General features: G+C 65.3%; 22 protein-coding genes. 10 read left to right on the forward strand and 12 right to left on the reverse strand.

Annotation, left to right across the window (positions count from 1 at the left end; translation table 11 throughout):
- Positions 1-214 precede the first annotated feature (214 nt).
- The 5 genes from WBR68_RS24455 to ggt all read right to left on the reverse strand — a co-directional run bounded on the left by WBR68_RS24455 (position 215) and on the right by ggt (position 7,262).
- Positions 215-2,083, reverse strand: a complete 1,869-nt coding sequence (locus tag WBR68_RS24455) for a dipeptide ABC transporter ATP-binding protein (RefSeq protein ID WP_127186311.1) — start codon at positions 2,081-2,083, stop codon at positions 215-217.
- A gap of 14 nt (positions 2,084-2,097) precedes the next feature.
- Positions 2,098-2,976 carry a nickel transporter permease gene (gene nikC, locus WBR68_RS24460; protein WP_050449336.1) on the reverse strand — a complete coding sequence of 293 codons (879 nt, stop codon included), beginning with the start codon at positions 2,974-2,976 and terminating at the stop codon, positions 2,098-2,100.
- Entirely contained in the window at positions 2,973-3,917 is a 945-nt protein-coding gene (locus tag WBR68_RS24465) for an ABC transporter permease (protein ID WP_050449337.1), read from the reverse strand. Before WBR68_RS24465 ends, nikC begins: the two co-directional genes overlap by 4 nt.
- Positions 3,918-4,060: 143 nt before the next feature.
- A complete protein-coding gene (locus WBR68_RS24470) occupies positions 4,061-5,575 on the reverse strand; it encodes an ABC transporter substrate-binding protein (RefSeq protein WP_230695495.1) in 1,515 nt (504 codons plus the stop codon).
- A 58-nt stretch (positions 5,576-5,633) separates the two neighbouring features.
- Positions 5,634-7,262, reverse strand: coding sequence for a gamma-glutamyltransferase (gene ggt, locus WBR68_RS24475; protein WP_050449339.1), 1,629 nt, complete (start codon positions 7,260-7,262; stop codon positions 5,634-5,636).
- Between the two features lie 114 nt (positions 7,263-7,376).
- On the opposite strand from ggt, the gene WBR68_RS24480 reads away from it, so the two are divergent.
- Positions 7,377-8,279 carry a LysR family transcriptional regulator gene (locus WBR68_RS24480; RefSeq protein WP_127184259.1) on the forward strand — a complete coding sequence of 301 codons (903 nt, stop codon included), beginning with the start codon at positions 7,377-7,379 and terminating at the stop codon, positions 8,277-8,279.
- A gap of 3 nt (positions 8,280-8,282) precedes the next feature.
- Here the strand turns inward: WBR68_RS24480 and WBR68_RS24485 are convergent, their stop codons facing one another.
- From WBR68_RS24485 to WBR68_RS24505, 5 genes are all read right to left on the reverse strand, one after another.
- Positions 8,283-10,454, reverse strand: a complete 2,172-nt coding sequence (locus WBR68_RS24485) for a phosphocholine-specific phospholipase C (protein WP_050449341.1) — start codon at positions 10,452-10,454, stop codon at positions 8,283-8,285.
- 49 nt (positions 10,455-10,503) lie between these two features.
- Entirely contained in the window at positions 10,504-10,677 is a 174-nt protein-coding gene (locus WBR68_RS24490) for a hypothetical protein (protein ID WP_230695496.1), read from the reverse strand.
- A gap of 20 nt (positions 10,678-10,697) precedes the next feature.
- A complete protein-coding gene (locus WBR68_RS24495; protein ID WP_230695497.1) occupies positions 10,698-12,662 on the reverse strand; it encodes an alkaline phosphatase family protein in 1,965 nt (654 codons plus the stop codon).
- A 134-nt stretch (positions 12,663-12,796) separates the two neighbouring features.
- Positions 12,797-14,740: a PhoX family protein gene (locus WBR68_RS24500; protein WP_230695498.1), complete on the reverse strand. Its 1,944-nt coding sequence runs from the start codon at positions 14,738-14,740 to the stop codon at positions 12,797-12,799.
- 264 nt (positions 14,741-15,004) lie between these two features.
- Positions 15,005-16,954 carry a PhoX family protein gene (locus WBR68_RS24505; protein ID WP_050449343.1) on the reverse strand — a complete coding sequence of 650 codons (1,950 nt, stop codon included), beginning with the start codon at positions 16,952-16,954 and terminating at the stop codon, positions 15,005-15,007.
- A 263-nt stretch (positions 16,955-17,217) separates the two neighbouring features.
- On the opposite strand from WBR68_RS24505, the gene WBR68_RS24510 reads away from it, so the two are divergent.
- Positions 17,218-17,661: a hypothetical protein gene (locus WBR68_RS24510; protein ID WP_050449344.1), complete on the forward strand. Its 444-nt coding sequence runs from the start codon at positions 17,218-17,220 to the stop codon at positions 17,659-17,661.
- 240 nt (positions 17,662-17,901) lie between these two features.
- Here the strand turns inward: WBR68_RS24510 and WBR68_RS24515 are convergent, their stop codons facing one another.
- Positions 17,902-18,327: a LysR substrate-binding domain-containing protein gene (locus WBR68_RS24515; protein WP_230695499.1), complete on the reverse strand. Its 426-nt coding sequence runs from the start codon at positions 18,325-18,327 to the stop codon at positions 17,902-17,904.
- A 344-nt stretch (positions 18,328-18,671) separates the two neighbouring features.
- Positions 18,672-19,208, reverse strand: a complete 537-nt coding sequence (locus WBR68_RS24520; RefSeq protein WP_230695500.1) for a hypothetical protein — start codon at positions 19,206-19,208, stop codon at positions 18,672-18,674.
- 173 nt (positions 19,209-19,381) lie between these two features.
- On the opposite strand from WBR68_RS24520, the gene gspG reads away from it, so the two are divergent.
- From gspG to gspN, 8 genes are read left to right on the forward strand one after another with little or no spacing between them, the layout of a single operon-like run.
- Positions 19,382-19,810: a type II secretion system major pseudopilin GspG gene (gspG, locus tag WBR68_RS24525; protein WP_050449346.1), complete on the forward strand. Its 429-nt coding sequence runs from the start codon at positions 19,382-19,384 to the stop codon at positions 19,808-19,810.
- Positions 19,782-20,270 carry a type II secretion system minor pseudopilin GspH gene (gene gspH / locus WBR68_RS24530; protein ID WP_230695501.1) on the forward strand — a complete coding sequence of 163 codons (489 nt, stop codon included), beginning with the start codon at positions 19,782-19,784 and terminating at the stop codon, positions 20,268-20,270. Before gspG ends, gspH begins: the two co-directional genes overlap by 29 nt.
- The gene (gspI, locus tag WBR68_RS24535) at positions 20,257-20,667 is read left to right on the forward strand and encodes a type II secretion system minor pseudopilin GspI (RefSeq protein WP_127184247.1); all 411 of its coding nucleotides are present in this window, start codon (positions 20,257-20,259) and stop codon (positions 20,665-20,667) included. The genes gspH and gspI overlap by 14 nt, the downstream gene beginning before the upstream one ends.
- Positions 20,664-21,293 (forward strand): PulJ/GspJ family protein, encoded by a 630-nt coding sequence (locus WBR68_RS24540; protein ID WP_230695502.1) that lies wholly within the window; start codon positions 20,664-20,666, stop codon positions 21,291-21,293. The genes gspI and WBR68_RS24540 overlap by 4 nt, the downstream gene beginning before the upstream one ends.
- Complete coding sequence (gene gspK, locus WBR68_RS24545) at positions 21,290-22,243, forward strand: type II secretion system minor pseudopilin GspK (RefSeq protein WP_230695503.1); 954 nt, start codon at positions 21,290-21,292, stop codon at positions 22,241-22,243. The genes WBR68_RS24540 and gspK overlap by 4 nt, the downstream gene beginning before the upstream one ends.
- Positions 22,240-23,232, forward strand: coding sequence for a type II secretion system protein GspL (gspL, locus tag WBR68_RS24550; RefSeq protein ID WP_230695504.1), 993 nt, complete (start codon positions 22,240-22,242; stop codon positions 23,230-23,232). The genes gspK and gspL overlap by 4 nt, the downstream gene beginning before the upstream one ends.
- On the forward strand, positions 23,229-23,879 hold the full coding sequence (gene gspM, locus WBR68_RS24555) for a type II secretion system protein GspM (protein WP_230695505.1): 651 nt from the start codon (positions 23,229-23,231) through the stop codon (positions 23,877-23,879). Before gspL ends, gspM begins: the two co-directional genes overlap by 4 nt.
- Positions 23,879-24,637 carry a type II secretion system protein N gene (gene gspN, locus WBR68_RS24560; RefSeq protein ID WP_230695506.1) on the forward strand — a complete coding sequence of 253 codons (759 nt, stop codon included), beginning with the start codon at positions 23,879-23,881 and terminating at the stop codon, positions 24,635-24,637. Before gspM ends, gspN begins: the two co-directional genes overlap by 1 nt.
- Positions 24,638-24,653: the final 16 nt, after the last annotated feature.

The raw sequence follows: 24,653 nt of genomic DNA on the forward strand, positions 1-24,653 counted from the left end.
CCGGCTGATGGATGACGACGTCCCATACCCCAGCGCCCTCCCCACTGCAGAGGGCGCACCTACACCATACAAGGATGACGAAGGGGACGTCCGGAGCGAAGGCTCCGGACCGCAATCGTTGAGCCAAGCTCACCCTCGCCCCAACGCCAAACGCGCCTTAAGAACCAACATCCCATCCTAGAATCAACATCCCATCCCAGGACCAACATCGCCCTCAATAAACCCCAACCGAATGCCGCGCCACGAAATGCCCTTCCCCAACGGCCACCAGCGGCTCCACCAGCGGATCGTCCCCCAGCTTTCTCATCGGGCTGGGAATCTCATCCACCAGCAGCGACCGTTCACGATGCCGCCGTTGCGGGTCCGCGATCGGCACTGCCGCCATCAGCTTCTTCGTATACGGATGCTGCGGATTTTCGAAGATGGCGCGGCGCGGGCCGATTTCCACGATCTGCCCCAGGTACATCACCGCCACCCGGTGACTCACCCGTTCCACCACCGCCATATCGTGCGAAATGAACAGGAACGACACCCCCAATTCCCGTTGCAGATCCAGCAGCAAATTCACGATCTGCGCCTGGATCGACACGTCCAGCGCCGACACCGACTCATCCGCAATCACCACCTTCGGATTCAACGCCAACGCCCGCGCAATGCAGATACGCTGACGCTGCCCGCCCGAAAACTCATGCGGATAGCGGTCGATCATTTCCGGCAACAGCCCGCACTTTTCCATCAGCCAGCGCACCCGTTCCTCGGCCGCCTTGCCCTTGGCCACCCCATGGATCAGCAACGGCTCCATGATCGAATAACCCACCGTCATGCGCGGGTCCAGCGACGCGAACGGGTCCTGGAAAATGAACTGGATATGCTGGCGCAACGTCTGCATCGCGCTACCGCGCAACGCACCAATGTTCTTGCCGTCGAACTCGATCGTGCCGCCCTTGCTCTTCACCAGTTGCAACAACGACCGACCCGTCGTCGTCTTGCCGCAACCCGACTCACCCACCAGCGATAAAGTCTCGCCCGGATACAGATCAAAGCTGACCTTCTCCACCGCATGCACACGTTTCTGCACCCGGCCCAGAATGCCGCCCGTAATATCGAAACTCGTCGTCAGGTCCCGCACCTTCAACACCGGCCCGTTCTCGCGCCGCACCGTTGACGGCGCCGCCACCGGCGCATCCACCAGCGCCGCCGGGTTCGCCACCTGCGCCGCCTCTTCCAGCTTCAACAGCGGAAACGGCGCCGGCTCATCCGTGCCGTGCATCGCCCCCAAGCGAGGCACCGCCGACAACAACGCGCGCGTGTAAGCATGCTGCGGACGCGCGAAAATCTCGTCCGAACCGCCCTCTTCCACCTTGTCGCCGCGATACATCACCAGCACACGGTCGGCCACTTCCGCCACCACGCCCATATCGTGCGTGATGAAGATCACCCCCATGTCCATCTCTTCCTGCAACTGACGGATCAGCTGCAGAATCTGGGCCTGGATGGTCACATCCAGCGCCGTCGTCGGCTCATCGGCAATCAACAACTGCGGCTTGCACGACAGCGCCATCGCAATCATCACCCGCTGCCGCATCCCGCCCGACAACTGGTGCGGATAACGATCAAGAATCGCCCGCGCTTCGGGAATGCGCACCCGCTCCAGCATGCGCAGCGTCTCCGCCCGCGCCGCCGCCGCGTCCAGCCCCTGGTGCAACTGCAAGGCCTCGGCAATCTGGTTGCCCGCCGTAAAGCTGGGGTTCAGTGACGTCATCGGCTCCTGGAAAATCATCGCCACGTCCGCACCGCGCACGCGCTGCAACGTCGTGTCCGGTGCGTGCGCCAAGTCCAGCACCTCGCCATTGCGGCGGCGCAGGAACATGTCGCCATTGATGATCTTGCCGCCGCCGTATTCCACCAGGCGCATCAGCGCCAGCGACGTCACCGACTTACCCGAACCCGACTCGCCCACGATGGCCAGGGTTTCGCCACGATCCACATGGAACGACACATTGCGCACGGCATCCACCGTGCGATCCGGGGTCTTGAAGCGCACCGACAGGCCACTGACCTCGACGACGCGTTTGGAATCCATTGTTGCCATAGTGATTACTTTTCCTGACGCGGATCAAGCGCGTCGCGCAACCCGTCGCCCAGCAGATTGAAGCCCAGCACCACCAGGAAAATGGCCGATCCGGGAAAGATCGACATCCAGGGCGCCTGGGTCATGAAGTTCTTGGCCGTGTTCAGCATCGAGCCCCACGACGGCGTCGGCGGTTGCAGACCCAGCCCCAGGAACGACAGGCTTGCCTCGGCGATGATGGCCGTGGCGATGGTGATGGTGGCCTGCACAATCAGCGGCGGCATCACGTTGGGAAACACGTGCCGGCCGATGATCCGCAAGTCCGACGCGCCCAGCGCGCGCGCGCTCTGCACATAGTCTTCGTTCTTCACCGCCAGCACCTGCCCGCGCGTCAGCCGCACGAACTTCGGCGCCGCCGACACACCAATGGCGATCATCGCATTGGTCAGGCTGGGCCCAAGAAACGCGGCCAGCGCAATCGCCAGAATCAAAAACGGAATGGCCAGCAGCGCTTCCGTGGCGCGCGAAATGATGCTGTCCGTCCAGCCGCCGAAGTAGCCGGCCGCAAGCCCGAACGGCACCCCGACCACCAAGGCGATCAGCACCGACACCAGGCCCGCCATCAAGGACGCGCGGGCGCCATAGACCATGCGGCTGAAAATGTCGCGGCCCAGTTCATCCGTGCCCAGCCAATACGACGCCGACGGCGCCTTGCGGATGGTGGTGAAGCTGGTCTGCAAGGGATCGTGGTTGGCGATGAACGGCGCCAGCACGGCCAGCAGCACGAAGAACGCCACGATGCCCAGGCCGAGCATCGCGATGTGGTTGCGTTTGAATTTGCCCCAGGCGCGATTGCGGCTGCGGGGCGGCGTGACGGCAGCGGCCGTTGCAGTATTTGCGCTCATGAGTGCCTCAGGCGGGGGTTGACCAGGATGTACAGAATGTCGGCCAGCAGGTTCATCAAGATGAAGCCCACCGCCACGCAGAGCACCACGCCCTGCACCACCGCGTAATCACGCGTGAACACCGCGTCCACCACCAGCTTGCCAAAGCCCGGAATCGTGAAGACCTGTTCGGTCAGCACGGCGCCGGCCAGCAATTCACCGAACAGCAAGGTCACCAGCGTCACGATAGGCATCAACGCATTGCGCAAGGCATGGCGCAGCACCACCTTGCGCGGCGATACGCCCTTCGCGCGCGCGGTGCGCACGTAATCGGCTGACAGCGCCTCCAGCATGGACGAACGCGTGTGCCGCATCAGATACGCCGCAATCGCCGTGGACAGCACCAGCGACGGCATCAGCATCGTCTTGATCGACAGCCAGAAGTCTTCGGCGGGCGATACATAGCCCGAGGCCGGCAGCAGCCTCCATTGCACCGACACCACCATGATCAGGATGATGCCCAGCCAGAAATTGGGAATCGACATGCCGGACAGCGCCGCGATGTTGGCGCCCATTTCAATGGGCTTGCCCTTGCGCACCGCGGCGATGATCCCCATGGGAATGCCGATCAAGAGCGCAAAGAACATGGCCATGGCGGCCAGTTGCAAGGTCACGGGCAGCTTCTGCGCGATCAGCGTCGTGACGGGCACGTCGGTGCGCAGGGACTTGCCCAAATCGCCTTGCAGCACCTGCCCGGCCCAGGCCGCGTATTGCACGGGCAGCGGGTCGTTCAGGCGGTATTTGTCGCGCAGATAATCCAGCACGGCCGGGTCGCGCTCTTCGCCGGCCAGCGTCAGCACCGGGTCGCCAGGCAAGATTTTCTGCAGCATGAAGACGATCATCGACACCAGAATCAGGGTCGGTATCGCGACGATCACGCGGCGCAAGATAAGTTTAAGCATGTGGGGGAAACCGTAAAACAGGAACGGCGGACGGGCTCAGGCCACAACACCTGGCGCGCGTCCGCCGCAAAAAGCCATGGGACGCATCGCTGCGCCCCACGCGCGCGGCGGCCACCAAGCAGGCGGGCCGCCGCGCCTCGTCATCACTTCTGCGCGAACGTCACGCCCTTCAGACGGATCATGCCATCCGGATACGGCGTGAAGCCCTTCACCTTCTTGGCCATCACGAAGGGCCACGGCTGGTAGTAGTTGTACACGCCGGGCAGCTCGTCCTGCATGATGGTCAGCGCCTTTTCGTAGATGACCTTGCGCTGGGCTTCATCCGGAATGGTGCGCGCTTCGTTCAGCAGCTTGTCCACTTCCGGATTGCAGTAGTGGCCGTCGTTCAATGCGCCCTTGCACGTCACGAAGGCGTAGATGTTGCCGTCCGGATCAACCCGGCCGGACCAGCCCAGCATCACGATCTGGAAGTTGCCGGCCGACGCTTCTTTCTGCAGGGCCGCGTATTCCGTGGGACGCAGGGACAGGTCAAAGCCCGCCTCGGCCGCCATGGCCTGCACGATTTCGGCGATAGACGACGTGGTGGTGTTGTTGCCGAACACCAGCTCGGCCTTCACGCGTTCCATGCCGGCCTGCTTCAGCAGCGCCTTGGACTTGGCCACGTCGCGCTTGGTGACGGGGAACTTGTCGCTGTGATAGGGGCTTGCGGGCGGGAACGGTTGCTGCGCGGGTTCGAAGATGCCGCCGCCCGCCACGTCGTTGATGACGTTGCGGTCGATGGCGTACTGGAACGCCTGGCGCACCAGCTTGTTCTTGAACGGGTTGTCTTCGGCGCGCTTGCCGTTGCCCACGTTGAACATGAACTGCTGGAAGCCAAGACCCGCCACCGGTGCAAACGTCAGGCTGGCGTCGGTCTTGACTTGCGGTGCGTCTGACGGGTTCAGGCGTTCCAGCATGTCCAGGTCACCCGCGCGCAGGTTCGACAAGCGCACGGTGGTGTCGGGGATGGGCAGGAAGGTGATGCGCTGGAAGGCGTAATCCTTGGCGTCGTAATACTTGTCGAACTTCTCCAGCACGATGCGGTCGTTCTGGATGCGTTCCACAAACTTGTACGGGCCCGAGCAGATGGGCTTGCGACCCACGGCAGCCACGTCGGCGTCGTTGAAGGTCTTGGGCGACAGCATCATGCCGGCGCGGTCGGACAATTGCGCCAGCAAGGTGGCGTCGGGCTTTTTCAGGGTCAGCACCAGCGTCGTGGCGTCCGGCGCGTCAACTTTTTCCACCGATGCCAGTTCACCCTTGCGCAGGCTGTCCGGCAGGGACTTGGCGCGTTCGATGTTGGCCTTGGCGGCGGCGGCGTCGAACTTCGAGCCGTCGTGGAACAGCGCGTCGTCACGCAGCTTGAAGGTCAGCACCTTGTTGTCGGGGCTGAACGACCACGACGTGGCCAGTTGCGGCACGAAGTGCAGCTTGGGGTCGATGTCCACCAGCTTGTCGCACAGCGACGTGAACACGATGCGGCCCACATAGGTGCGGGCGCGGTGCGGGTCCAGCACGTCCGGATCTTCCTGCAGGCCGATGCGGATGTTCTGGGCGCACGCGGCGCCGGCGGCCAGCGCCAGCAGGCTGGCGCCGAAGGTCAAGGTCAAGCGTTTCATTGTGGTATTTCCCCTTGGAGCTTGAGAGCGTTACGTATGGAAGCCGTATGGCGGCGGTTTAGAAGCCGACCGCCTGACCGTCGCGGCGGCTGTCGCTGGCGGCGACATAACCCAGTTCGTTGTCGTTTTCGGACATGCGCCAGATGAACTGGCCGGCGCCGAAGTCCATGTACGGATCGTCAACCGACTTCAAAGCATGACCCAGGTCTTTCAGGCCCGCAATGGTGGAGGCCTTCATGTTGGTTTCGATGTCCAGCGTGAAGTCGCGGTTGACCTTCCAGCGCGGCGCGCAGCACGCGGCCTGCGGGTTCTGGTGGTAGTCGATCATGCGGACCACGGTTTGCATGTGGCCTTGCGGCTGCATGTCGCCGCCCATCACGCCAAAGCTCATCACCGGCTTGCCGCCGCGCGTGAGGAAGCCCGGGATGATGGTGTGGAACGGGCGCTTGCCGCCTTCCACCACGTTGGCCGACTTGGGATCCATCGAGAAACCCACGCCACGGTTCTGCATGCTGATGCCGGTGCCCGGCACGACCACGCCCGATCCGAAGCCCATGTAGTTGGACTGGATGAACGAAATCATCATGCCGTTTTCGTCGGCGGCGGTCAGGTAGATGGTGCCGCCGGCATGCGGGCGGCCGGCTTCGAAATGCGTGGCCTGGTCCAGGCGGATCAGCTTGGCGCGGCTGTCCAGGTAGGCGTCCGACAGCATCTGCTCGGGCGTCACCTGCATGGCGCGCGGGTCGGCCACGTACTTGTACAGATCGGCAAACGCCAGCTTCATGGCTTCGATCTGGATGTGCTGCGATTGCACCGAATCCACGGGAATGTCGGACATATCGAAGCGTTCGACGATGCCCAGCGCGATCAGCGCGGCAATGCCCTGCCCGTTGGGCGGGATTTCGTGCAGCTCGTAGCCACGGTACGACTTCGAAATGGGCTTGACCCAGTCCGGACGGTAGTTGCGCAGGTCTTCCAGCGTCATCGCGCCGCCGCATTCCTTGCTGAAGGCGGCGATGCGTTCGGCCAGCTCGCCTTCATAGAAGTCGCGGCCCTTGGATTCGGCGATGCGGCGCAGCGTGTTGGCGGCGTCGGGGAAACGGAAGTGTTCGCCGACCTTGGGCGCGCGGCCCTCGGGCATGAAGGCGGCGGCGTAGCCCGGCTGCGACTTCAGTTCGTCGGCGGCGGCGGCCCACTTGTGCGCCACGACCGGCGGCACGGCGTAGCCGCGCTCGGCGATTTCGATGGCGGGTTCGAACAGTTGTTCAAACGGCAGCTTGCCCAGCTTTTCGTGCAGCGCGGCCCAACCGGCCACCACGCCCGGCACCGTCACGGCGTCCCAGCCGCGCTTGGGCTGGATGGCCAGGCCGTCGGGGCCCGTGCCGTACTTGGCCTTGAAGTATTCGGTATTCCACGCGGCGGGCGCCACGCCCGACGAGTTCAAGCCATGCAGTTCCTTGCCGTCCCAGACGATGGCGAAGCAGTCGCCGCCCAGGCCGCAAGACACCGGCTCCACCAGCACAATCGTGGCGGCGGCGGCAATGGCGGCGTCCACGGCGTTGCCGCCCTTGAGCATCATGCGCAGGCCCGCCTGGGCCGCCAGCGGGTGCGACGTGGACACCACGTTGCGCGCGAACAGCGGAATGCGGACGGAAGGATACGGGTTGGCCCAGTCGAAGGTTTTCATGTGCTTGTCTCTAAACGGTCTGAACGGTTAAGCAGGCGAAGGTACTCTCGTGATCTAATTAAATCAATTTGATTTTTTGTTCCGTCATAAAAGAAATTTTTATGGGTCACCGCTATGAGCACCATCCGGTTTTTACGCACTTTTCTGGCGGTCGCCCACCATGGCTCTTTTTCGGAAGCGGCCGAGCAGGTGGCGCTGACCCAGGCCGCCGTCAGCTTCCAGATGCGCACGCTAGAGGCCGAGCTGGGGCGCGAACTCTTTGACCGCAGCGGCCGACTTGCCATTCTTAACGCAGCTGGCCGCGAATTGCTACCTGAAATCAAGCATTTACTGGATTTATACGACCGAATGCGGCTACCGAGAACCGTGCCGGGCGAATTGGCGGGCGCGGTATCGGTGGGCAGCATCGTGTCGTGCATGGGCACGCTGTCCAAGGTGGTGTCGGGGCTGAAGAAGGCCCACCCCAAGCTGGACGTGCGCATTCTGTCGGGCAAGGCCAGTGAATTGGCCGGCAAGGTCGAAGACGGCGAGCTGGACGCGGCCTTCCTGGTGGAGGCCGGGCGCAAGATGGCCAGCACGCGCTGGACGCCGCTATATGAAGAACAACTGGTGGTGATTGCGCCCGCGTCGGCGCCCGGCAAGGACGCCCGCCAGGTACTGGCCAACAATCCCTTCTTGCGCTTTGACCGCACGCAGCGCACGGGCTTGCAGATTGACCGCCTGCTGCGGCGCCTGGCCGTGCCGCTGAATGAATTCCTGGAACTCAACGCCATCGAGACGCTGGTGGAACTGGTGCGTCAGGAAGTGGGCGTGACCCTGCTGCCGCTGATCAATGGGTCCAACTGGCAGCACAGCCCGGAACTTCGCATTCTGACGCTGCCCCAGGACTTGGGCCCGCTTGCGCGGGCCATCGGCATGCTGGAACGGCGCGAGCATGCGCGCCAGGGCATCACGGCGGCAATCTGCGACGCGTGCGCCACGGCTTTCCGGGCGCGCGAACCGCAGACTGCCGCCTGAGCCTTACGTGGCCATTGCCGGGTCGGTTACCGACGGCTTGCCGGTTTCAACGCGGCCGGCAAAGCGGCGCAGGTAGGCCGGGTCTTCAGCCAGGCGGGCCGTGAAGTCGTACCAGTGGCCGCTGGCTTCCAGCGCCCAGTGTTGTTCGACCTTGGCGCCCGCCGGCACCGTCAGCGTCCAGCGCTCGTTATTGCTGTAGTAGGCGTTGGGCGTGACTTCAAAGGTGCAGTCGACCTTGCCACTGTTGATGAAGCTGACGTAGACGTCGCCGTTGGCGATGTCGTAGCAGACGCGGATTTCCGGGTCCAGTTGCGACGTGCGCGCCAGGGCCAGGTCACCCGCGAAGTGGCGGTGATAGCCGTTGGGGCCCAGCACCCACAGGTCATACTTGCCGCCGTCGGCAGCCGTGTCCCAACTGCCTTCCAACTGCTTGTCGGGTTCCACCGTGTAGCGGCGCGGCAGGCGGTCCAGATGCAGGCGGTCATACACATGGAAGACCGCGGCTTGCTTGCCGGTGTTGGAGAACAGCAGCCACATATTGCCCGTGGTGGGCTGGCTGCGACCGCTGGTGTGCAGCTCATACGGCAAGGGACGCGAATAGCGCACGCCCTTTTCCTGCTCGGGCCGAGCCTGCACCGTGGTGTCCGGCAGCGGCACCGCGGTCAAGGCCTGCTGGTCCGCGCGCAACTGGTCGGCGCCAGCCCGCGTCAGGATATTCAGGTCGGGCAGCGCTTCGTCGTTGGGCGTGGCGAAGTTGAAGGCCGAGGTCAGGTCGCCCAGCACGGCGCGGCGCCACGGGCTGATGTTGTCTTCGGGCACCCCGAAGCGGGCTTCCAGGAAGCGCAGCACCGAGGTGTGGTCGAAGGCCTGGGAATTGACCCAGCCGCCACGGCTCCACGGCGACACCACGTACATGGGCACGCGCGGGCCGGGGCCGTAGACGCGGTTATCGGCCGCATCCTGGGCCGAGGCGTGCGTGTGACGGTCCAGGTCGGTATTGACGGTGGACGCACCCGCCATCGAGCCATCGGCGTTCAGCGACGGCGCGGCGGGCGGCGGCACGTGGTCGAAGTAGCCGTCGTTTTCGTCGAAGTTGATCAAGAGCACCGTCTTGCTCCAGACGTCCGGGTTGGCCGTCAGCGCGTCCAGCGTTTCCTGGATATACCACGCGCCCTGGATGGGGCTGGACGGGCCGGGGTGCTCTGAATACGTGGCGGGCGCCACGATCCAGGACACTTGCGGCAAGGTGCCGTTGTTGACGTCGTCGCGCAGCGATTGCAGGAAGCCGCCATCCGGCATGGTGTTGGCCGTGCCCTTGTACAAGGGGTTGGCGGCGTCCATGCTGGGCGTCCAGGCCGGATACGGCGAACCATTGGCGGCGTTACCCGCCTGTTCGTTGGCGCGGCGGTATTGCTGAAAGCCCGCCAGCGAGTTGTCGCCGAAGTTCTCGGGCAGGTTCTGGTAGACCTTCCAGGTCACGCCGTTTTCTTGCAGGCGTTCCGGATACGTCTTCCACGTCCAGCCGGTGGTGGACGCACCCAGGCTGTCCCACTGGTTGCGGGTCGACGGGCCATTACCTTGGGCCAGCGGGTCGTTGGTGCCCGTCCACAGGAACAGGCGGTTGGTGTTGGTGCCGCCGTGGGTGGAACAGTGGTAGGCGTCGCACAGCGTGAAGGCTTCGGCCAGCAGGAACTGGAAGTTCACCTCTTGTTGGCGGTAATAACCCATGGACTGGTTCTGCTTGTAGCGCGGCCACTGGTCCATGCGGCCGCCGTCCCACGCCATCTGCGCGTCCACGTAATCATGCGGCGTGCCGGCCACGCGCTGGGCGTTGCCCTGCGTGCTGTCCAGGTGATACGGCATGACCACGCGGGTGCCATTGGTCTGTTCCCACACCGAACGGTTCTGCGGCAGCGGAATGGTGATGCGGTCGCCAAAACCGCGCACGCCCTTATACGTACCGAAGTACATGTCGAACGAACGGTTTTCCTGCATCAGGATCACGACGTGTTCAACGTCGTTGATCGTGCCGGTGCGGTTGTTGGCGGGGATGGCCAGCGCGCGGCGGATGGCGGGCGGGAACATCGACAGCGCGGTCAGGCCGGCGGTGGACGCGGCGGCGTTGCGCAGGAAGCGGCGCTTGCCGGCGTGGATCGGGTCTTTTTCGGACTTCACGGATGGGTTTCCTATGACTCGGTGGTGGGCGCGGTGGATGGTGCGAAATTCAAGGCGCGCAACGCAGTTCGGGCTTGGTGGGCGCGGGCGTTTCCGTCCCGCCGTTGTCAGGCGGCGTCGTGCTGTCGTCACCGTCGTCGCCGCCGCAAGCGGCCAGGGTGGCGGTCAGCATCAGCACCGCGCCAGCGCGCAGCAGGCCGCGCAAGATCAGGGAATGGCTCATGGTTTTCTATCCTAGAAACATCAGGGGAACAGGTCGGAAACGGACTTGCCGGACAGCGCCAGGGACTTCACTTCGTCCTCGGTCAATGCGCGCGACCAGAAGGCAAGATCGTCGAAATTCATGGTGTAAGGACCCTTGGTGCCCGCGCAGCAGATGCCGTAGGTGCCCAGGCCGTCTTCGTTCAGGCCGATGTGCGGACCGAACACGCCGGCCACCAGCCCCAGGTCAACCGAGCCCGTGGTCGTGTTGCGCCGCGAGAAACCGATTTCGCTGTCGTAGACGAAGGCCGTCATGGTCTTGGCGGGTTTGTTGATGGTCATGGCGACGTAGACCGGCTTGTTCGGTGTGAACTTCACCCCGTTGATGTCGGCGCGAGCACCGCCGCCCGCCACGTTGAAGCGCAGCTCGGGGCCGGCCCACTGGGCGATGGTGATGCCGGGATTGCCGCCGGAGTTGTAGTCCTTGTTGCCCAGGATCGAGCGGTCGTTCGCCGTGCCGTCCGACTGATACCAGAAGCCGATCGTGAAGACGGACAGGCTGTCCAGCATGCCCGCCGGATAGTCCAGCTTGAAGGCGCCCAGGGCGGCCGAGCCGCGCTCGTTCTGGAACATCTTGCCGAACACACCGGCATCGGCGAATGCCGGCGCCTGCACGCCGTCATACGGGGTGATGGCGCCGCCGCCCGCGGCCACGTCGGTCACATCGCCTTCGAAGGGAAACAGCATCGTCAGGCCAGTGCGCAGCGACGCCAGCAGTTCCACCGGCTTGGCGTACACCACCGTGGCGTGGGTGGCGCTGGTGGCGTGGCCCAGTGACACGCTGTAGTTCAGCGTATGCACGCCTTCGGTATCGAAGGTGAAGCCGGTGTCGGCATAGCCCGTGTCCGTGCCCGGCAGGCGCGCCACTTCAACGCCGTCTCGGCTGACCACGATGTCGCCCTCGGGTTCGCCCACGCGCACCCAGGACAGCGTCACAGTCTTGTTGTCCATGGACGTGCGGGCCGACAGGCGGCGCAGCGCCAGGGGTTCAGACAGCGGCGTGCCCGCCATGTCGTATTGCCCGGCCGCGGGCAGCGCGGCCAGATGCGCCAGCATGGTGGGCGCCACGTCGGCGGCGCTGGGCAGTGCATACCAGTTGTTGTCCCAGACGCCGTCAAACGACGCGTCGTCCGCGCTGCCGCCCAGCAGCGCCGCTTGGTTCGATGCCAGGAAGATGGTCTTGTTCGCGGCTTGCGGCAGGCCGTCGGCCACGCCGGTCTTGCCCAGACCGTGACTGGACGCCACGATCATCAGCCAATTCTCGTCCGGATGGTCGGCGCGGCGGTCGGCGATCTGCTTGGCCAGCTCGCCGATGGCGGCGTCGGTCCGGCGGATGACAGCGTTGTAGTTGGCGCCAAAGCCGCTATCGGACGCGGCGCGTTCGGGTGCGCCGAACTGGGCCACGACCACGTCATAGCCTTCCGTGATGCGGTCGCGCGCTTGCGAGGCGACGCAGTCGTCAACGCCCGCGCAATCGGTCAGCGTTTGCAGATAGCCGGCGTCGCGATCGCTAGCAACCAGACCTGCCAGCAAGGGCGAATTGAAGGCGCCCGCCGTGCGTGCCGCGGGGTGCTCCGTCTTGATGCGCTGGAACAGGCTGGGCGCTTTCATCGCCTGGCCGGACGCGTTGGAACGCACGCCGTGCACGTCCGCCCACTGGCCAGTCAAGAGGGTCGCCCAACCCGGCGCGGCCAGCGTGGGCTGCTGGGTGACCTCGCCCGTTACGCCGCCCGTCCAGGCACGCGTAGCCGTCAACTGGCCGATGTTGGTCAGCGTCTTGTCGGCGACGCCACGACGCAGAGCGTCATAAGTCAGGCCGTCAATGCCAATGAACAATACTTTGTCGATGGTGGCCGGCGCCGGCTCGGTCACGGGCGGCGACGCCTGGGCGTCGTCATCGTCGCCATCGCCCCCACAACCCGCCAACGCGCTAGCGGCCAACAGCATGGCACACCATCTTTTCCAATCCATCGCTTTCATGCTTGCCTTCTTGATTCAGGAACAGGGTTTCCGCTGCGCACATAGTGGCGGGTCAACGTGAAACGTCCATGAAGAGAAGGCCAGAAAGACTGATCGACGAATCAGGATTCTTTGGCGTCTATCTTCACCCCCGTCAGGTAGCCGACCGACGCGCCAGTGCCGTCCTTGTAATTGGCCTTGACCAAGGGAGCCAGCACGGGCCGCACCACCCCATGCACGTCATTCCAATCCGCCGTGTGCTGGAAGCTGCTGGTGATGTAGGTCCAGCCATTGATGTCATCCACCGCGTGCAGACCCGTGGATTCGGCGGCAACCGGACAAGACAGCAGGCGCGACAAAACGCGCGTATCCACGTTGAACGCCCACAGGAAGCTGTTCACGCGGCCCATGCTGTCTTCGCCAATGAACAGGGTGCGCAGCTTTTCCGAGAACTTCAGGTTGTCGGGGTTGGAGATGCAGTCGCTTCGGTGGCGGTTGCCCAGCGCGTCGGGCGCGGACAGCAGCGCGCCCACCAGTTCAGGCACGGCCGCCATGTCGACCGGCACCCACTCGCTGTCGATGGCGACGCCCCCGGTGTCCGACTGCCCCCCTTGCAGGCGCAGTTGATAGACCGCGCCTGCCTCGGGACCTTCCACGCGCAAATGCGGCGACGTGCCGTCGACCATGGACGTTTCGATGTGCGCCATGGCGGTGTACGCGATCTTGTCGTGCGCGTTCACCGTGGTGCCTTCCATCTTCGTGAAGGCCAGCGTGCCGCCCACCAATGCCGCGTAGCGGTGCGTTTCCAGAAAAGCCGCGGCCTGGCGCCGGCCCGGCTTCAGCCTGACCCAGTTGTCCTTGCCATCAAAGCGAATGTGCGTGTAGCTCGTGTCCGAGGGGTCGGCCGTGCGCACGTCCATGATGTCGGCGGCGGTAAGCTGGTCGGCCAGTTCCTTGACCTCGGCGCTGGTGGCGTGGCCCAGCCTTATCCAGCGCAGCACCGCCGCGCCCGGCCCCACCCCCGAGGTCTGCATCCAACGGGCCACGTAGAGCGTGCCCGACGACAGATCCGCCTTGCGGTCGGCCACGAACATGAACAGGCCGCCGTTGGTGGCGTCGTCGCCCATCAACGCGGTGCGCTGGTCGGGCATGATCTGCACCAACTCGTGCGAGATGCGGCCCATGCAGTAGTGCTTCTTGATGCTGCCCGTGCCGTCCGCGTGCACCGTCACTTCAGGCAGATGGCCGTAGTGATAGGGGTTGGCGCGGCGCGCGTCGCCATACAGGTGGCGGCTGAAAGCCTGGAAAGATGCCGAGTCACGCGCGATCGTGGCGTCGGGCTCGTATTCCTCGCTGGACAAATGCGTGTTCCAGGGCGACAGGCTGGCCCCGCAGGTGACCCACAGGCCGTGCACCGGCTCGGTGTCGACGTTGCAGTAGCGAACCAGGCTCAGCTTGCCAGTCTGCAAGTCCTGCGCCAGGGTCAGCACGGCAATCGGCGATGGCAGGTGCCTCCACATGTCATCGCCCGCCTGGTTGCGCGACAGGTATTCAAACTGCACCACGGCGTACACAGCGGCGCACGGCGGGCCGGTGGCGCCATCGGCCTCGCCCACCGGCCGCGCCAGTGTCAACAGCGACATGCCGTCCGGGCAGTCTGAAAAAAACGGCCGTATGCGCCCGGGCACGGAGGTGTCCAGGATGGGCTTGCCATGGATATCGACGTAGCCGCCCGCCAGCACGGTGCCGCCCTTGCCGTCGGGCACGAGGTCGCCCGTCATGAAGAACGCTTCGTAGCCCAGTTGCACGCGCCGCCGACGGCCGTCGGCAAAGACAAGTTCCATCGCTGATTCCACCGTGGTGCGCGCCATGCCTGCGGGATCCGACAAGCCCGGCGCGGGCATCGATATGAATTCGGCGGATACGAATGCGGGCGCCTGCGTCGCGGCTGACGCATGGCGTCCCGCCAGCACGCCCGCCAGCGTCGCACCGCCCAGCGGCAACAGCGGCGCGCTGCCCAACATCTTGAGCAGCCGGCGACGATCAATGTGGTCAGGATTTTTCATGTGAACGCTCCCGGGTTCAAACCCCCAACAACGAACCGGCCATGCGCGCAGCACGCAAGCCGGACGACACATCAGGCACGGCAGACACATCAAGCCCATCGACCACGCCTGATGCCGCCGAGTGTAGGAGGCCACCGCCAACGGCATGGCTGGCGTTACACCTGTGAAATGATTCCTGTTGGTACGGATGCCATGAATGAATCAGGGGACCGGCGTACCGGTCCCCTGGTGCCGCAATGTCAGCCGCTGACAGCGGCCGTACGCTTACGCGCCGATCTTCACGCCCGTCAGGTAACCCACCGCCGCGCCAAAACCGTCCTTGTAGTTGGCCTTGATCAGCGGTTCCAGCGTGGGCCGCACCACCGCATGCACGCCGCCCCAATCGCCCGGGTGCTGGAAGTTGCTCATGATGTAGGTCCAGCCGTTGATTTCATCCACCGCCTGCAAGCCGGTGGATTCCGCCGCCACCGGGCACGACAACAGGCGCGACAAGGCCTTGGTGTCGATGTTGTAGGCCCACAGGAAGTTATTGACGTGGCCGCCGCTATCCTCGCCTATGAACAGCGTGCGCAGCTTTTCCGAGAACTTCAGGTTATCGGGGTTGGACACGAAGTCGGCGTTGTGCGTATTGCCCAACGCATCCGGCGTGGCCAGCGGCTTGCCAATCAGCTCGGGCACGGCGGCCATGTTCACCGGCACCCATTCGCTGTCGATGACGCCGCCGTCGGTATCCACCTGCCCCGCTTGCAGATGCAGTTGATACACGGCGCCGGCGGAATTGGCTTCCACCTTGAAGCCCGCGACCAGGCCGTCCGTCATGGACGAATCAATACGCGACATGGCGCTGTACGCGATCTTGTCCTTGATGTTGACGGTGGTGCCTTCCATCTTGGTAAAGGCCAGCGTGCCCCCCACCAGCGCCGCGTAGCGATGCGTTTCCAGAAAGGCGGCGGCCTGGCGGCGGCCCGGCTGCAGCTTGACCCAGTTGTCGTGGCCGCTGTAGCGGATCTTCGTGAAGGTGGGGTCGGCGGGGTCAACCGTGCGCACGTCCATGATGTCGGCGGCAGTAAGCTGGTCGGCCAGTTCCTTGACCTCGGCGCTGGTGGCGTGGCCCAGCTTGATCCAGGTCAGTGTGCCCGCGCCGGGACCCGTGCCCGAGGTCTGCGTCCATTTCGCCACGTACAGCGTACCGGCCGACAGGTCGGCCTTGCGGTCGGCCACGAACATGAACAGACCGCCATTGGTGGCGTCGTCACCCATCAGCGTGGTGCGCTGGTCAGGCATCACCTGCACCAGCTCGTGCGAGATGCGGCCCATGCAGTAGTGCTTCTTGATCGTGCCGGTGCCGTCAGGGTGCACCGTCACTTCCGGCAGGTGGCCGTAGTGGTACGGGTTGGCTTGGTTGGGATCGCCATAGAGGTTGTTGCTATAGGCCTGGAACGAAGCCGAGCCGGCCGCCGTGGTCGCATCCGGCTCGTACTCTTCGCTGGACAGGTGCGTGCCCCACGGCGACAGGCTGGCGCCGCAGGTGATCCACAGCCCATGCACCGACGAGGTGTCCACATTGCTGTACTTCACCAGGCTGAGCTTGCCCGTATTGGGGTCTTGCGACAGCGTCAACACGGCGATAGGCGACGGCAGCAAGCCATACATGTCATTGCCGGCCTGGTCCTTCGATTGATATTCGAACTGCACCACCGCGTAGAGCGCGTTGCCCGCGACGCCCGGCACGGTGGTGGGGGCCGACAGCGCCAACAACGACGTACCGTCCGGACAGTTCGAAAAGAACTGGCGCGCCTGGGCCGGCACCGAATTGTCCATGATGGGCGCGCCGGCCAGGTTGAAATAGCCGCCGGCAATGGCGACGCCGCCCTTGCCGTCGGGCACGTTGTCGCCCGTGATGAAGAACGGCTCGTAGCCCAGTTCCACCGTGCGTTTGGAGCCATCGCTGAACATCAGATTCATGGCCGAGCTCACCGTGGTGCGGGCCATCAGTTCCGGGTTGGCCAGCGTGGGCGCGGGCATGGACGTAAACGAGGCAGACGTGAAGGTGACCGGCGTGGCGGGCGGCGAGCCGGTTGCGTCGTCATCGTCATCGCTTGAATTACAGCCGGCCAGCAACGCCGCCATGCTGACCCCACTGATCGGCAGCATCGGCGCGCCTCCCAGCATCTTCAGCAGTCGGCGGCGATTGGCTTGATTCATGTCTTGCATGCGGTTTCCCTGTTGGTTCGGATGGATGCTCAAGCGTTCAAGCCGAGCGTGTCCGCATGCTAGATACGCGCCGTGTAAGCGGAATGACAAAAAACTGTAGGGAAGCTGAATCCGCCCGCACGGCGGTTGCGCTGATGCCGGGCCGATGTTGGCGTGTTGCGCCAGGACGCTGTCGCTATCGCGTAATTGTCACGCAGCCCCGCTATAGTCGGGCGCGTTGTGGGCCGTTGTGGCCTTCCCTTGTATCCCTTCGCTGTACACCCATGTCTCTTACCTTGCGCCCTTCCCTGCCTTCCGCGCCCGCCGCGCTGCGTGTGCTTGCCGTACTGGCGCTGGCGGCGGGCGTGGGGGTGTGGGGGGCGATATTGCTGGCGCCGCGTCCAGGCGCGTTGCCGCCCGCCGTATCAGCCGCGCCGCCGCGCGCGGCCGACAACATGCCGGTGGCCTTATGGTTTGGGAAGGATGAAGTGATGCGCACGCAGATCAGCGTGCTGGGTTTGATCGCGGCCGGCCCGGATGGCGCGGCGGTGCTCAGCGTGGACGGCGGCCCGCCCCTGGCGTGGCGGGTAGGCACCGAAGTGGCGCCAGGCATCGTGCTGCGCGATATCGCGGCAGACGCCGTGACGGTGGAGCAAGGGGGAAGATTGAACAAACTGGCAACGCCCGCCGCGCTGGAGGCGCCGGCGGGAATTGCCAACGTGAAATGAATCAGCGTTTGCGGCCTGCGGGTCGCCCCATTTGCTTGCGTCCCGCCATGTTCGACAGGGACGACCCCGTCGGCTTTTGTGTGGCGGCAGCCAGCTTCTTCTGCTGAAGCGCCTTTTCAACCAACGCCGCCAAACCAGTCGAAGACTTCTCTTTTGTAGCCATTACCGCTCCTTGTAGAGGGGCCATGGTAGCAGGGGTGGGGAAAGCCGCCGCGATACGCAAAGGTAAGACCTGCTGGATCAGGCGGGTTTCCCTAGCGGCGGCAAGGGCAACAGGCTGGGCAGGACCCCTGCCATGACGTTTTCCAACTGCGCCACCAAGGCCTGCGCGGCGGGCGACAGCGAGCGGTCGCGCCGGTGCAGTAATCCAATGTAGCGCCGTGCCGACGCATCGCCCAACGGCGCGCAGCGCAGGCCGGACAGGTTCAGCTCGGGCAGCGCCAGGCGGGGCAGTACGCTCACGCCCAGCCCCTGCCGCACCATGCCGGCGGCCGTGCCCATGTTGGTCACGTCGTAACGCAGCGCGGTAGCGGGTGCGTCGACTTCGTCGCGCACGGCACGGTCAAACTGCTGACGCGCGTTGGCCCCTTGTGACAGCAAGATCAGGCACAGTGGCAGGAACGCCTGAAGGGTGACGACGCCCGCCTGCGTGAGATCGGGGCGCAAACTCCCTGGGTGGAATAAGCGGCAAGCATTACTGTCATATCCAGGTGCGCTTCATGGCTTTCGATCAATAAGCCGATGCGTACCCAAACGACGCAAGATGGCGACGGAGCCCTCCATTTCGAACGTAATCTGCCAAGACTTGTTGGGCAACACGTCAATTTTCAATATGCGAGGATCGAAGCAGCCAGTAATTGAATGAAGCCTGAGCTTGTTAGGTTGGGGATAACGCACCAAATCGCGAATGGCATTCTTTGCGGCATTCTGGATTTCGAGAGGAGCCCTGCGAAAGTCACGATCGAACGTCTCTCTCCTGGCAAGAGACCGAATAAGAATGGACGCCAAACTTATCGACCCAAAGATTTCAGAAACGCTTCGACGTCGTCCTGCGGGCCGCCCACGACCACAGCCGCCACGTCTGCATCATTTTCCATGACGGCCCACTTCAAGTCGTGCAAGTGGGAAAAGGCATCTTTCACTTGAATAATTGCCTTATCGAAGGACTCCACCACACCATCGCCATCTTGAAGCTCATGGTCCGCCAAGGCCGCCAGGCGCTTTTCTTCAAGCATGCGCCCCAGTTCGGCAAGCACATCCAGCGTGTCATCAAACGCGGCCTGGAATACGCCCTCGCGGTCCAGCACCTGCCGTTCGCTTGCGGGCGAGCGGCAGATCGCGTGCGCCACATCGGAAGCATTTCTTGAGATCGTTTCAAAGGTGTTGGCCAGCACTTCGTTGCTGGCTACCGTGTCTTCGATAGCGCGAAGCAGGTGCAGGGAACGACTGCTGTCGGCTCGAGCGCCTTCCACAATGAAAGCGACCAGCCCGCTATGAGAAATGGTGGAACGCATATGCGCTTCCTTTATCGGCGTGTTGGACCCCAATCCTGGGACCCAAGACAAGGCATGCGGAAAGTATAGACACAAAGCCAAATCGCCCGCCAGTTGTGGGAAGCCGCAATATTTGCGGTTTTCCTCCTGGCCCCGCCAACGCAAGCATTACTGTCATATTTCATGTCCACAATTCCGGGCTTCTACTAGAGGACCGGAGTCGTAAAGTGCGTCAGCTACCGCGCGGGCTTGCCCGTCAGCAAGGTTTCACCCTGATCGAGATCATGGTGGTGATTGTGATCATGGGGATTCTGGCCGCGCTGATCGTGCCGCGCGTGCTGGACCGCCCCGATCAGGCGCGGCAGGTGGCGGCGCGCCAGGACATCGCCGGCATCATGCAGGCCTTGAAGCTGTACCGACTGGACAACGGCCGCTACCCGACCACGGCGCAAGGCCTGCGCGCGCTGGCTGAAAAGCCGGATGGCGCGTCGAACTGGCGCGGGTACCTGGACAAGCTGCCCAACGACCCCTGGGGTCACCCCTATCAATTCCTGAGCCCGGGCGTGAAGGGCGACATCGACGTGTTCTCGTTTGGCGCCGACAACAAGCCCGGTGGAGAAAACGGCGATGCCGACATCGGTTCCTGGGAGCTCTGAGCGCGGCTTCACGCTGGTCGAAGTGCTGGTGGTGCTGGTGATTGTGGCCATTGCCGCCAGCATGGTGAGCCTGTCCATCGGCAAGCGCGACAACGGCCTGCGCGCCGACGCCGAACGCCTGGCCGATGCATTCACCGTGGCGCAAAGCGAAGCCCGCAGCGACGGTCGGTCCATCCGCTGGCTGGCCGACGACCAAGGCTGGTCGTTCGAGCGCCAAGGGCGCCTGCCCGGCCCCAGCGCCGACGAAAACGTGCCCGTGCCGGTAGACCACCTGGAGCACGACGACATGCTGCGCCCGCAGTCGTGGCAGGCGGGCGTCGTCCACCTGACCCTGACCCCCGACCGACCGCTGGTGTTCAACACCGAATGGGTCGCCGACCCGATCACGCTGACCCTGCGCGCGGGCGATGACCAGGTCACCCTGCACCGCGACGCCGCCGGCCGTTATGACATCCAGTGATTTTCTCCCGCCTGCCAAGCAAACCCGGCACCAACGCGGCTTCACCCTGATTGAAGTGCTGGTGGCGCTGGCCATCATTGCCGTGGCGATGGCGGCCGCGCTGCGCGCCACCGGCGTCATGACCGCCAACAACCGCGCCTTGCAGGACAAGACGCTGGCGCTGCTGGCCGCGCAGAATGCCTTGACCCAGTTGCGGCTGGAACAGAGCTTGCCGCGCGCCGGGTCGAAGACCGTGCCCTGCCCGCAAGGCGGCCGCGCGTTGCAGTGCGAACTGGTTTTCACGAATTCCATGAACCGCAGCTTCCGGCAGGTGTCAGTCAACGTCCATGACGCCGCGTCGGGCCGGCCTGACGCCGTGCTGCTGCAATTGGACGGCCTGCTGTCCAGCCTGCGATGACGATGCGCCGCGTATTGCCCTCACCCGCCAAGCGCGCTCGCCAGACAGGCTTCACCCTGATCGAGGTGCTGGTTGCGCTGGCGCTGATGGCGCTGGTCAGCCTGATGGCCTGGCGCGGGCTGGCCAGCGTATCCAGCGCGCGCGACCGCATCGAACAGCAGGCCGAAGACACCGACGCCATCGTCCGGACTTTGGGCCAGATGGCGCGCGACGTGGAACTGTCCTATACCGGCCCGCGCTTCGATGCGCCCGGCAAGGACGCCGTTGCGCTGACCAGCGGGCTGCGCCTGCTGCGCCAGAACACGGGCGGGCAGACGCTGGAACTGCTGCGCCCCGATGCCGACGGCAATGGCCTGTGGCAGCGCGTGCAATGGCAGGTGCGGGCGGACGGCCTGTGGCGCGTCAGCGGGCCGCCCGCGCCGCGCAGCCCGCTGCCCGCCGCCGTGAACGCCGTGCTGCTGCTGCCCGGCGTGCGCGTGTTGAGCCTGCGCGCCTGGGTGCCGGGCGTGGGTTGGGCAGACGCCAATGCCAGCTTCGGCACGGCGCCCACCGGCATCGAGATCACGCTGGAACGCGGCGCGGCCAACGCGCCGCAGCGCTACACGCGCATTCTGGAGCTGCCATGACGCCCCGCCCTACCCTGAAGGAACGCGGCGCGGCGGTCATCAGTGCGTTGATCATCGTGGCCATTGTGGCGGCGCTGACCACCAGCCTGTTCCAGCGCCAGACCGCCAGCACGCGGCGGGTGGAAAACGAGATGTCGCGCGTGCAGGCCCGCGTCATGCTGGCGGGCGGCATCGACTGGGCGCGCCTGGTCATCCGCGACCACGGCAAGCGCGAATCCACCACGCGCGGCGACCAGATATGGGCCACGCCCATCCTGGACACGCGCATCGAACGCCCCGGCGACGACCGCGTCGCCGTGTTCTCGGGCCGCGTTCAAGACGAACAGGGCAAGTACAACCTGAGCAACCTGGCGCGCAACGGCGTGCCGCAACCCGAGCAGGAAAAAGTGCTGCGTCGCCTGCTGGCCGCGCAGCAGTTGCCGGACACGCTGGCCGCTCAGATCACCGACATCATTGCCTTGGCGCAGCCGCCCGCCCTGGCGGCCGACGCGCCGTCGGGCGCCAAGGGCCAGCCCGCCGCCACCCCGGATGCGCGCGCGCCGCTGCCGCGCGGCGTGGATGAAATTGCCGCTCAGTTGGGGCTGGAGCCCGCCGTGCGCAATGAAATGCGCCGCACGATGACGGTGCTGCCGGTGGCCACCAGCGTCAACGTCAACACCGCGCCCGCCGAGGTCATCGCCGCCCTGGTGCCGGGGCTGTCGCTGAGCCAGGCGCGCTCCATGACGGGCGAACGCGACCGTGGCAACTGGTTCAACAACGCCGGCGACTTCAGCAACCGCCTTGCCGGCACCGGCGTAGAGGCGACCGCCCCCACCGTCACCACCGCCAGCGGCTGGTTCATGGCCAGCGGCACCGTCGTCTACGAACGCGCGCGAGTCGCCATGCAAGCCCTGGTGCGCAGCGCGCCGCCCGCCGCGCCCGAAACGATATGGACAAGAGAAATCCCTTGAAGAACGCTTTGCGCATCGCGCTTGCCCCCTTGGACGAATTCAGCGCCGACTCGCCCCTGTCCTATGCCTGGTTCGACCGGCGCGGACGTTGCGTCCAACAGGGCGAACTGAGCGTGCGCGCCCTGGGCAACGCCTACCCCCACGCCGCCTGCGAAGCGGTGCTGCACCCGGCCGACGTCATCGCCACCACGGTGCGCATTCCCGCCGTGCCACGCGCCCGCTTTACCGCTGCGGTGCACAGCGCGCTGGAGCCTCTGGTGCTAAGCGACCTGGACGCGCTGGCCATCGGGTTCAGCGCGCGCGCCGCCGATGGCAGCGTGACGCTGGCGTGGTCACCCCGTGAACCGGTGCGGCGCGCCTGGGGCCTGCTGAATGCCCACGGCCTGCGCGCCCATGCGCTGATCGCACCGCAGACGTTGGCCCCCACGTCGTCCGAGCCCCTGCGCGACCCCGCCGACCCGCGTTGGCAGGCGCCGTCGCCCACCTGGTCGCTGGCCATGCCGCAGTTGGCGCCGGCCCAGGTCTCGCGCTGGCGTCCGGTGTGGCGCTGGGGCGCGGCGGCGGCCGTGGTCTGGATTGCGGGCTTGAACCTTTACGCCTCGCGGCTCAGCGCCGAAGCGCAAGCCTTGACGGCGGGCATGCGCCAGCAGGTGCTGGCCGCGTTTCCCGACCTGCCGGTCGTGCTGGACCCGCCGCGCCAGGCCCAGCAAGGACTGGATGCGCTACAGGCCAATCGCGGCGCGGCCAACGCGGCGGACTTCCTGCCCTTGGCGCGCGCCACCGCGCAGCTGCTGCCGTTCGCGGCCGACAAGGTATCGCGACTGACCTACGCGGACCAGGCCCTGACCCTGACCCTTGCCGAGTCCGGCGAGCACGCGCAGCGCGTAGCCGAAACCCCCGCGCTGATCCAGCAAGCCGCCGCCTTGGGCCTGAAGCTGGAACGCGGCGATACCGACAACACCTGGCGCATCGTGCGCAAACAACCATGAACGCCCCGATTGAAAGCCGGCAGACGAGTCTGCATCCCCCCTCGCAAACGCCTCTGCACACCCGCCTGCAAGCCCGCTGGCAAACCGCCCGCGCCCGTCTGCGCCAAGCCGTCGATCCCACGCTTGCCCGCGCCCGACTACGCTTTCAGGCGCTGGCGCCTCGCGAACGCCGTCTGGTCACGGCAGCCGGCGCGCTGCTGGGCGCGGCCGTGGTCTTTGTCACGCTGATCGAACCGCCCCTGAACACGATGCGCAAACTGCATACCGAATTGCCCCTCTTGCGTGGCCAGGCTGCCGCCGTTGCCGACCTGACGGCCCAGGCCCGCGCGCTGCGCCAACGATCCGCCGCGCCCGTGGCGTCCCTGCCCACGCCGGCCGAGGTAAGCACCAGCCTGGAACGCGCCGGCTTGCCGGCGGCGATGTGGACCCTGGACGCGCCCGAGTCCGGCAAGGGCTTGCAACTGCGCTTGAACCAGGCGCCATCATCCGCCCTGCTGCCCTGGTTGGACGGTGCCGGGCAAGACTGGGGCCTGAGCACGCAGCAGGTGGAATTGACCCGCGCCACCAATCCCAATGGCCGACCGCTGCCGGGCTTGGTCAACGGCCACATCACGCTGACACTGCCCGAGCAACCGGGAGCCCGCTGATGGCGTTGCCGCGTTTGAACAAGCGGTCAGCCGCGCTTTGGCTGACAAGTTTTGCCTGTGCGGTTGCGGCGGGTGTCAGCGTGCTGCCCGCGCGCTGGTTGCTGGCCATGCCGTCGGAGGATGCGCTCGTCTCGTTGGCGGACGCCAGCGGCACGGTATGGCACGGCAGCGCCTGGGTGGCCTTGGGCCCGCCCGGCTCGCAGCGCGTGTTGCCGCAGCCGGTGCAATGGGAATGGCATTGGGACACGATGGCGCTGGCCATCACTCACCCCTGGCTGCAAGGCCCCTTGCGCGCGCGCGTCGCCTGGAATGGCCTGCTCATACCGGCGCAGTCGCTGCGGGTGCCCGCCACCGTGCTGCCCGCCTTGGGCGCGCCCTGGAATACGCTGGCGCCCGAAGGCATGTTGGAAATCAATTGGCAGGCGCTGCGCCTTGGCGGCAACTTGCCAAACGGCCAGATCGCCGACCTGCGCTGGCGCAATGCCGGCACCGCGCTGACGTCCATCGCCCCGGTTGGCACGTATCTGCTGCGGGTGCAGGGCCAAGGCAAGGCGGGCGCCACGCTGACGCTCAGCACGGAAAGCGGCCTGCTGGCGGTCACGGGCCAAGGCAACGCCGGCCCGCGCGGCGTGCGCTTCGAGGGCCGCGCCACCTTCGCGGACGCGGCCACGCCCGCACAGCGGGCCGCGCTGGACGGCTTGATGTCCACGCTGGGCCGCCGCTCGGGCGACACGGTGGTGTTTCGCGCCGGCAAGTAGCCGGGGCTGTCCGCAG

The sequence above is a fragment of the Achromobacter sp. JD-1 genome (assembly GCF_038594925.1).
Taxonomy (GTDB): domain Bacteria; phylum Pseudomonadota; class Gammaproteobacteria; order Burkholderiales; family Burkholderiaceae_B; genus Achromobacter; species Achromobacter spanius_C.

Bases quoted from the DNA above. Each gene is read 5' to 3' on its own strand.
- WBR68_RS24470 (WP_230695495.1), bottom strand. From the start codon at position 5,575: ATGAAACGCTTGACCTTGACCTTCGGCGCCAGCCTGCTGGCGCTGGCC.
- WBR68_RS24500 (WP_230695498.1), bottom strand. From the start codon at position 14,740: ATGAAAAATCCTGACCACATTGATCGTCGCCGGCTGCTCAAGATGTTG.
- WBR68_RS24455 (WP_127186311.1), bottom strand. From the start codon at position 2,083: ATGGATTCCAAACGCGTCGTCGAGGTCAGTGGCCTGTCGGTGCGCTTC.
- WBR68_RS24540 (WP_230695502.1), top strand. From the start codon at position 20,664: ATGACGATGCGCCGCGTATTGCCCTCACCCGCCAAGCGCGCTCGCCAG.
- gspM (WP_230695505.1), top strand. From the start codon at position 23,229: ATGAACGCCCCGATTGAAAGCCGGCAGACGAGTCTGCATCCCCCCTCG.
- WBR68_RS24480 (WP_127184259.1), top strand. From the start codon at position 7,377: ATGAGCACCATCCGGTTTTTACGCACTTTTCTGGCGGTCGCCCACCAT.
- gspN (WP_230695506.1), top strand. From the start codon at position 23,879: ATGGCGTTGCCGCGTTTGAACAAGCGGTCAGCCGCGCTTTGGCTGACA.
- WBR68_RS24510 (WP_050449344.1), top strand. From the start codon at position 17,218: ATGTCTCTTACCTTGCGCCCTTCCCTGCCTTCCGCGCCCGCCGCGCTG.
- gspH (WP_230695501.1), top strand. From the start codon at position 19,782: ATGCCGACATCGGTTCCTGGGAGCTCTGAGCGCGGCTTCACGCTGGTC.
- gspK (WP_230695503.1), top strand. From the start codon at position 21,290: ATGACGCCCCGCCCTACCCTGAAGGAACGCGGCGCGGCGGTCATCAGT.
- gspI (WP_127184247.1), top strand. From the start codon at position 20,257: ATGACATCCAGTGATTTTCTCCCGCCTGCCAAGCAAACCCGGCACCAA.
- WBR68_RS24490 (WP_230695496.1), bottom strand. From the start codon at position 10,677: ATGAGCCATTCCCTGATCTTGCGCGGCCTGCTGCGCGCTGGCGCGGTG.
- WBR68_RS24495 (WP_230695497.1), bottom strand. From the start codon at position 12,662: ATGCTGTTGGCCGCTAGCGCGTTGGCGGGTTGTGGGGGCGATGGCGAC.
- WBR68_RS24465 (WP_050449337.1), bottom strand. From the start codon at position 3,917: ATGCTTAAACTTATCTTGCGCCGCGTGATCGTCGCGATACCGACCCTG.
- ggt (WP_050449339.1), bottom strand. From the start codon at position 7,262: ATGAAAACCTTCGACTGGGCCAACCCGTATCCTTCCGTCCGCATTCCG.
- WBR68_RS24505 (WP_050449343.1), bottom strand. From the start codon at position 16,954: ATGCAAGACATGAATCAAGCCAATCGCCGCCGACTGCTGAAGATGCTG.
- nikC (WP_050449336.1), bottom strand. From the start codon at position 2,976: ATGAGCGCAAATACTGCAACGGCCGCTGCCGTCACGCCGCCCCGCAGC.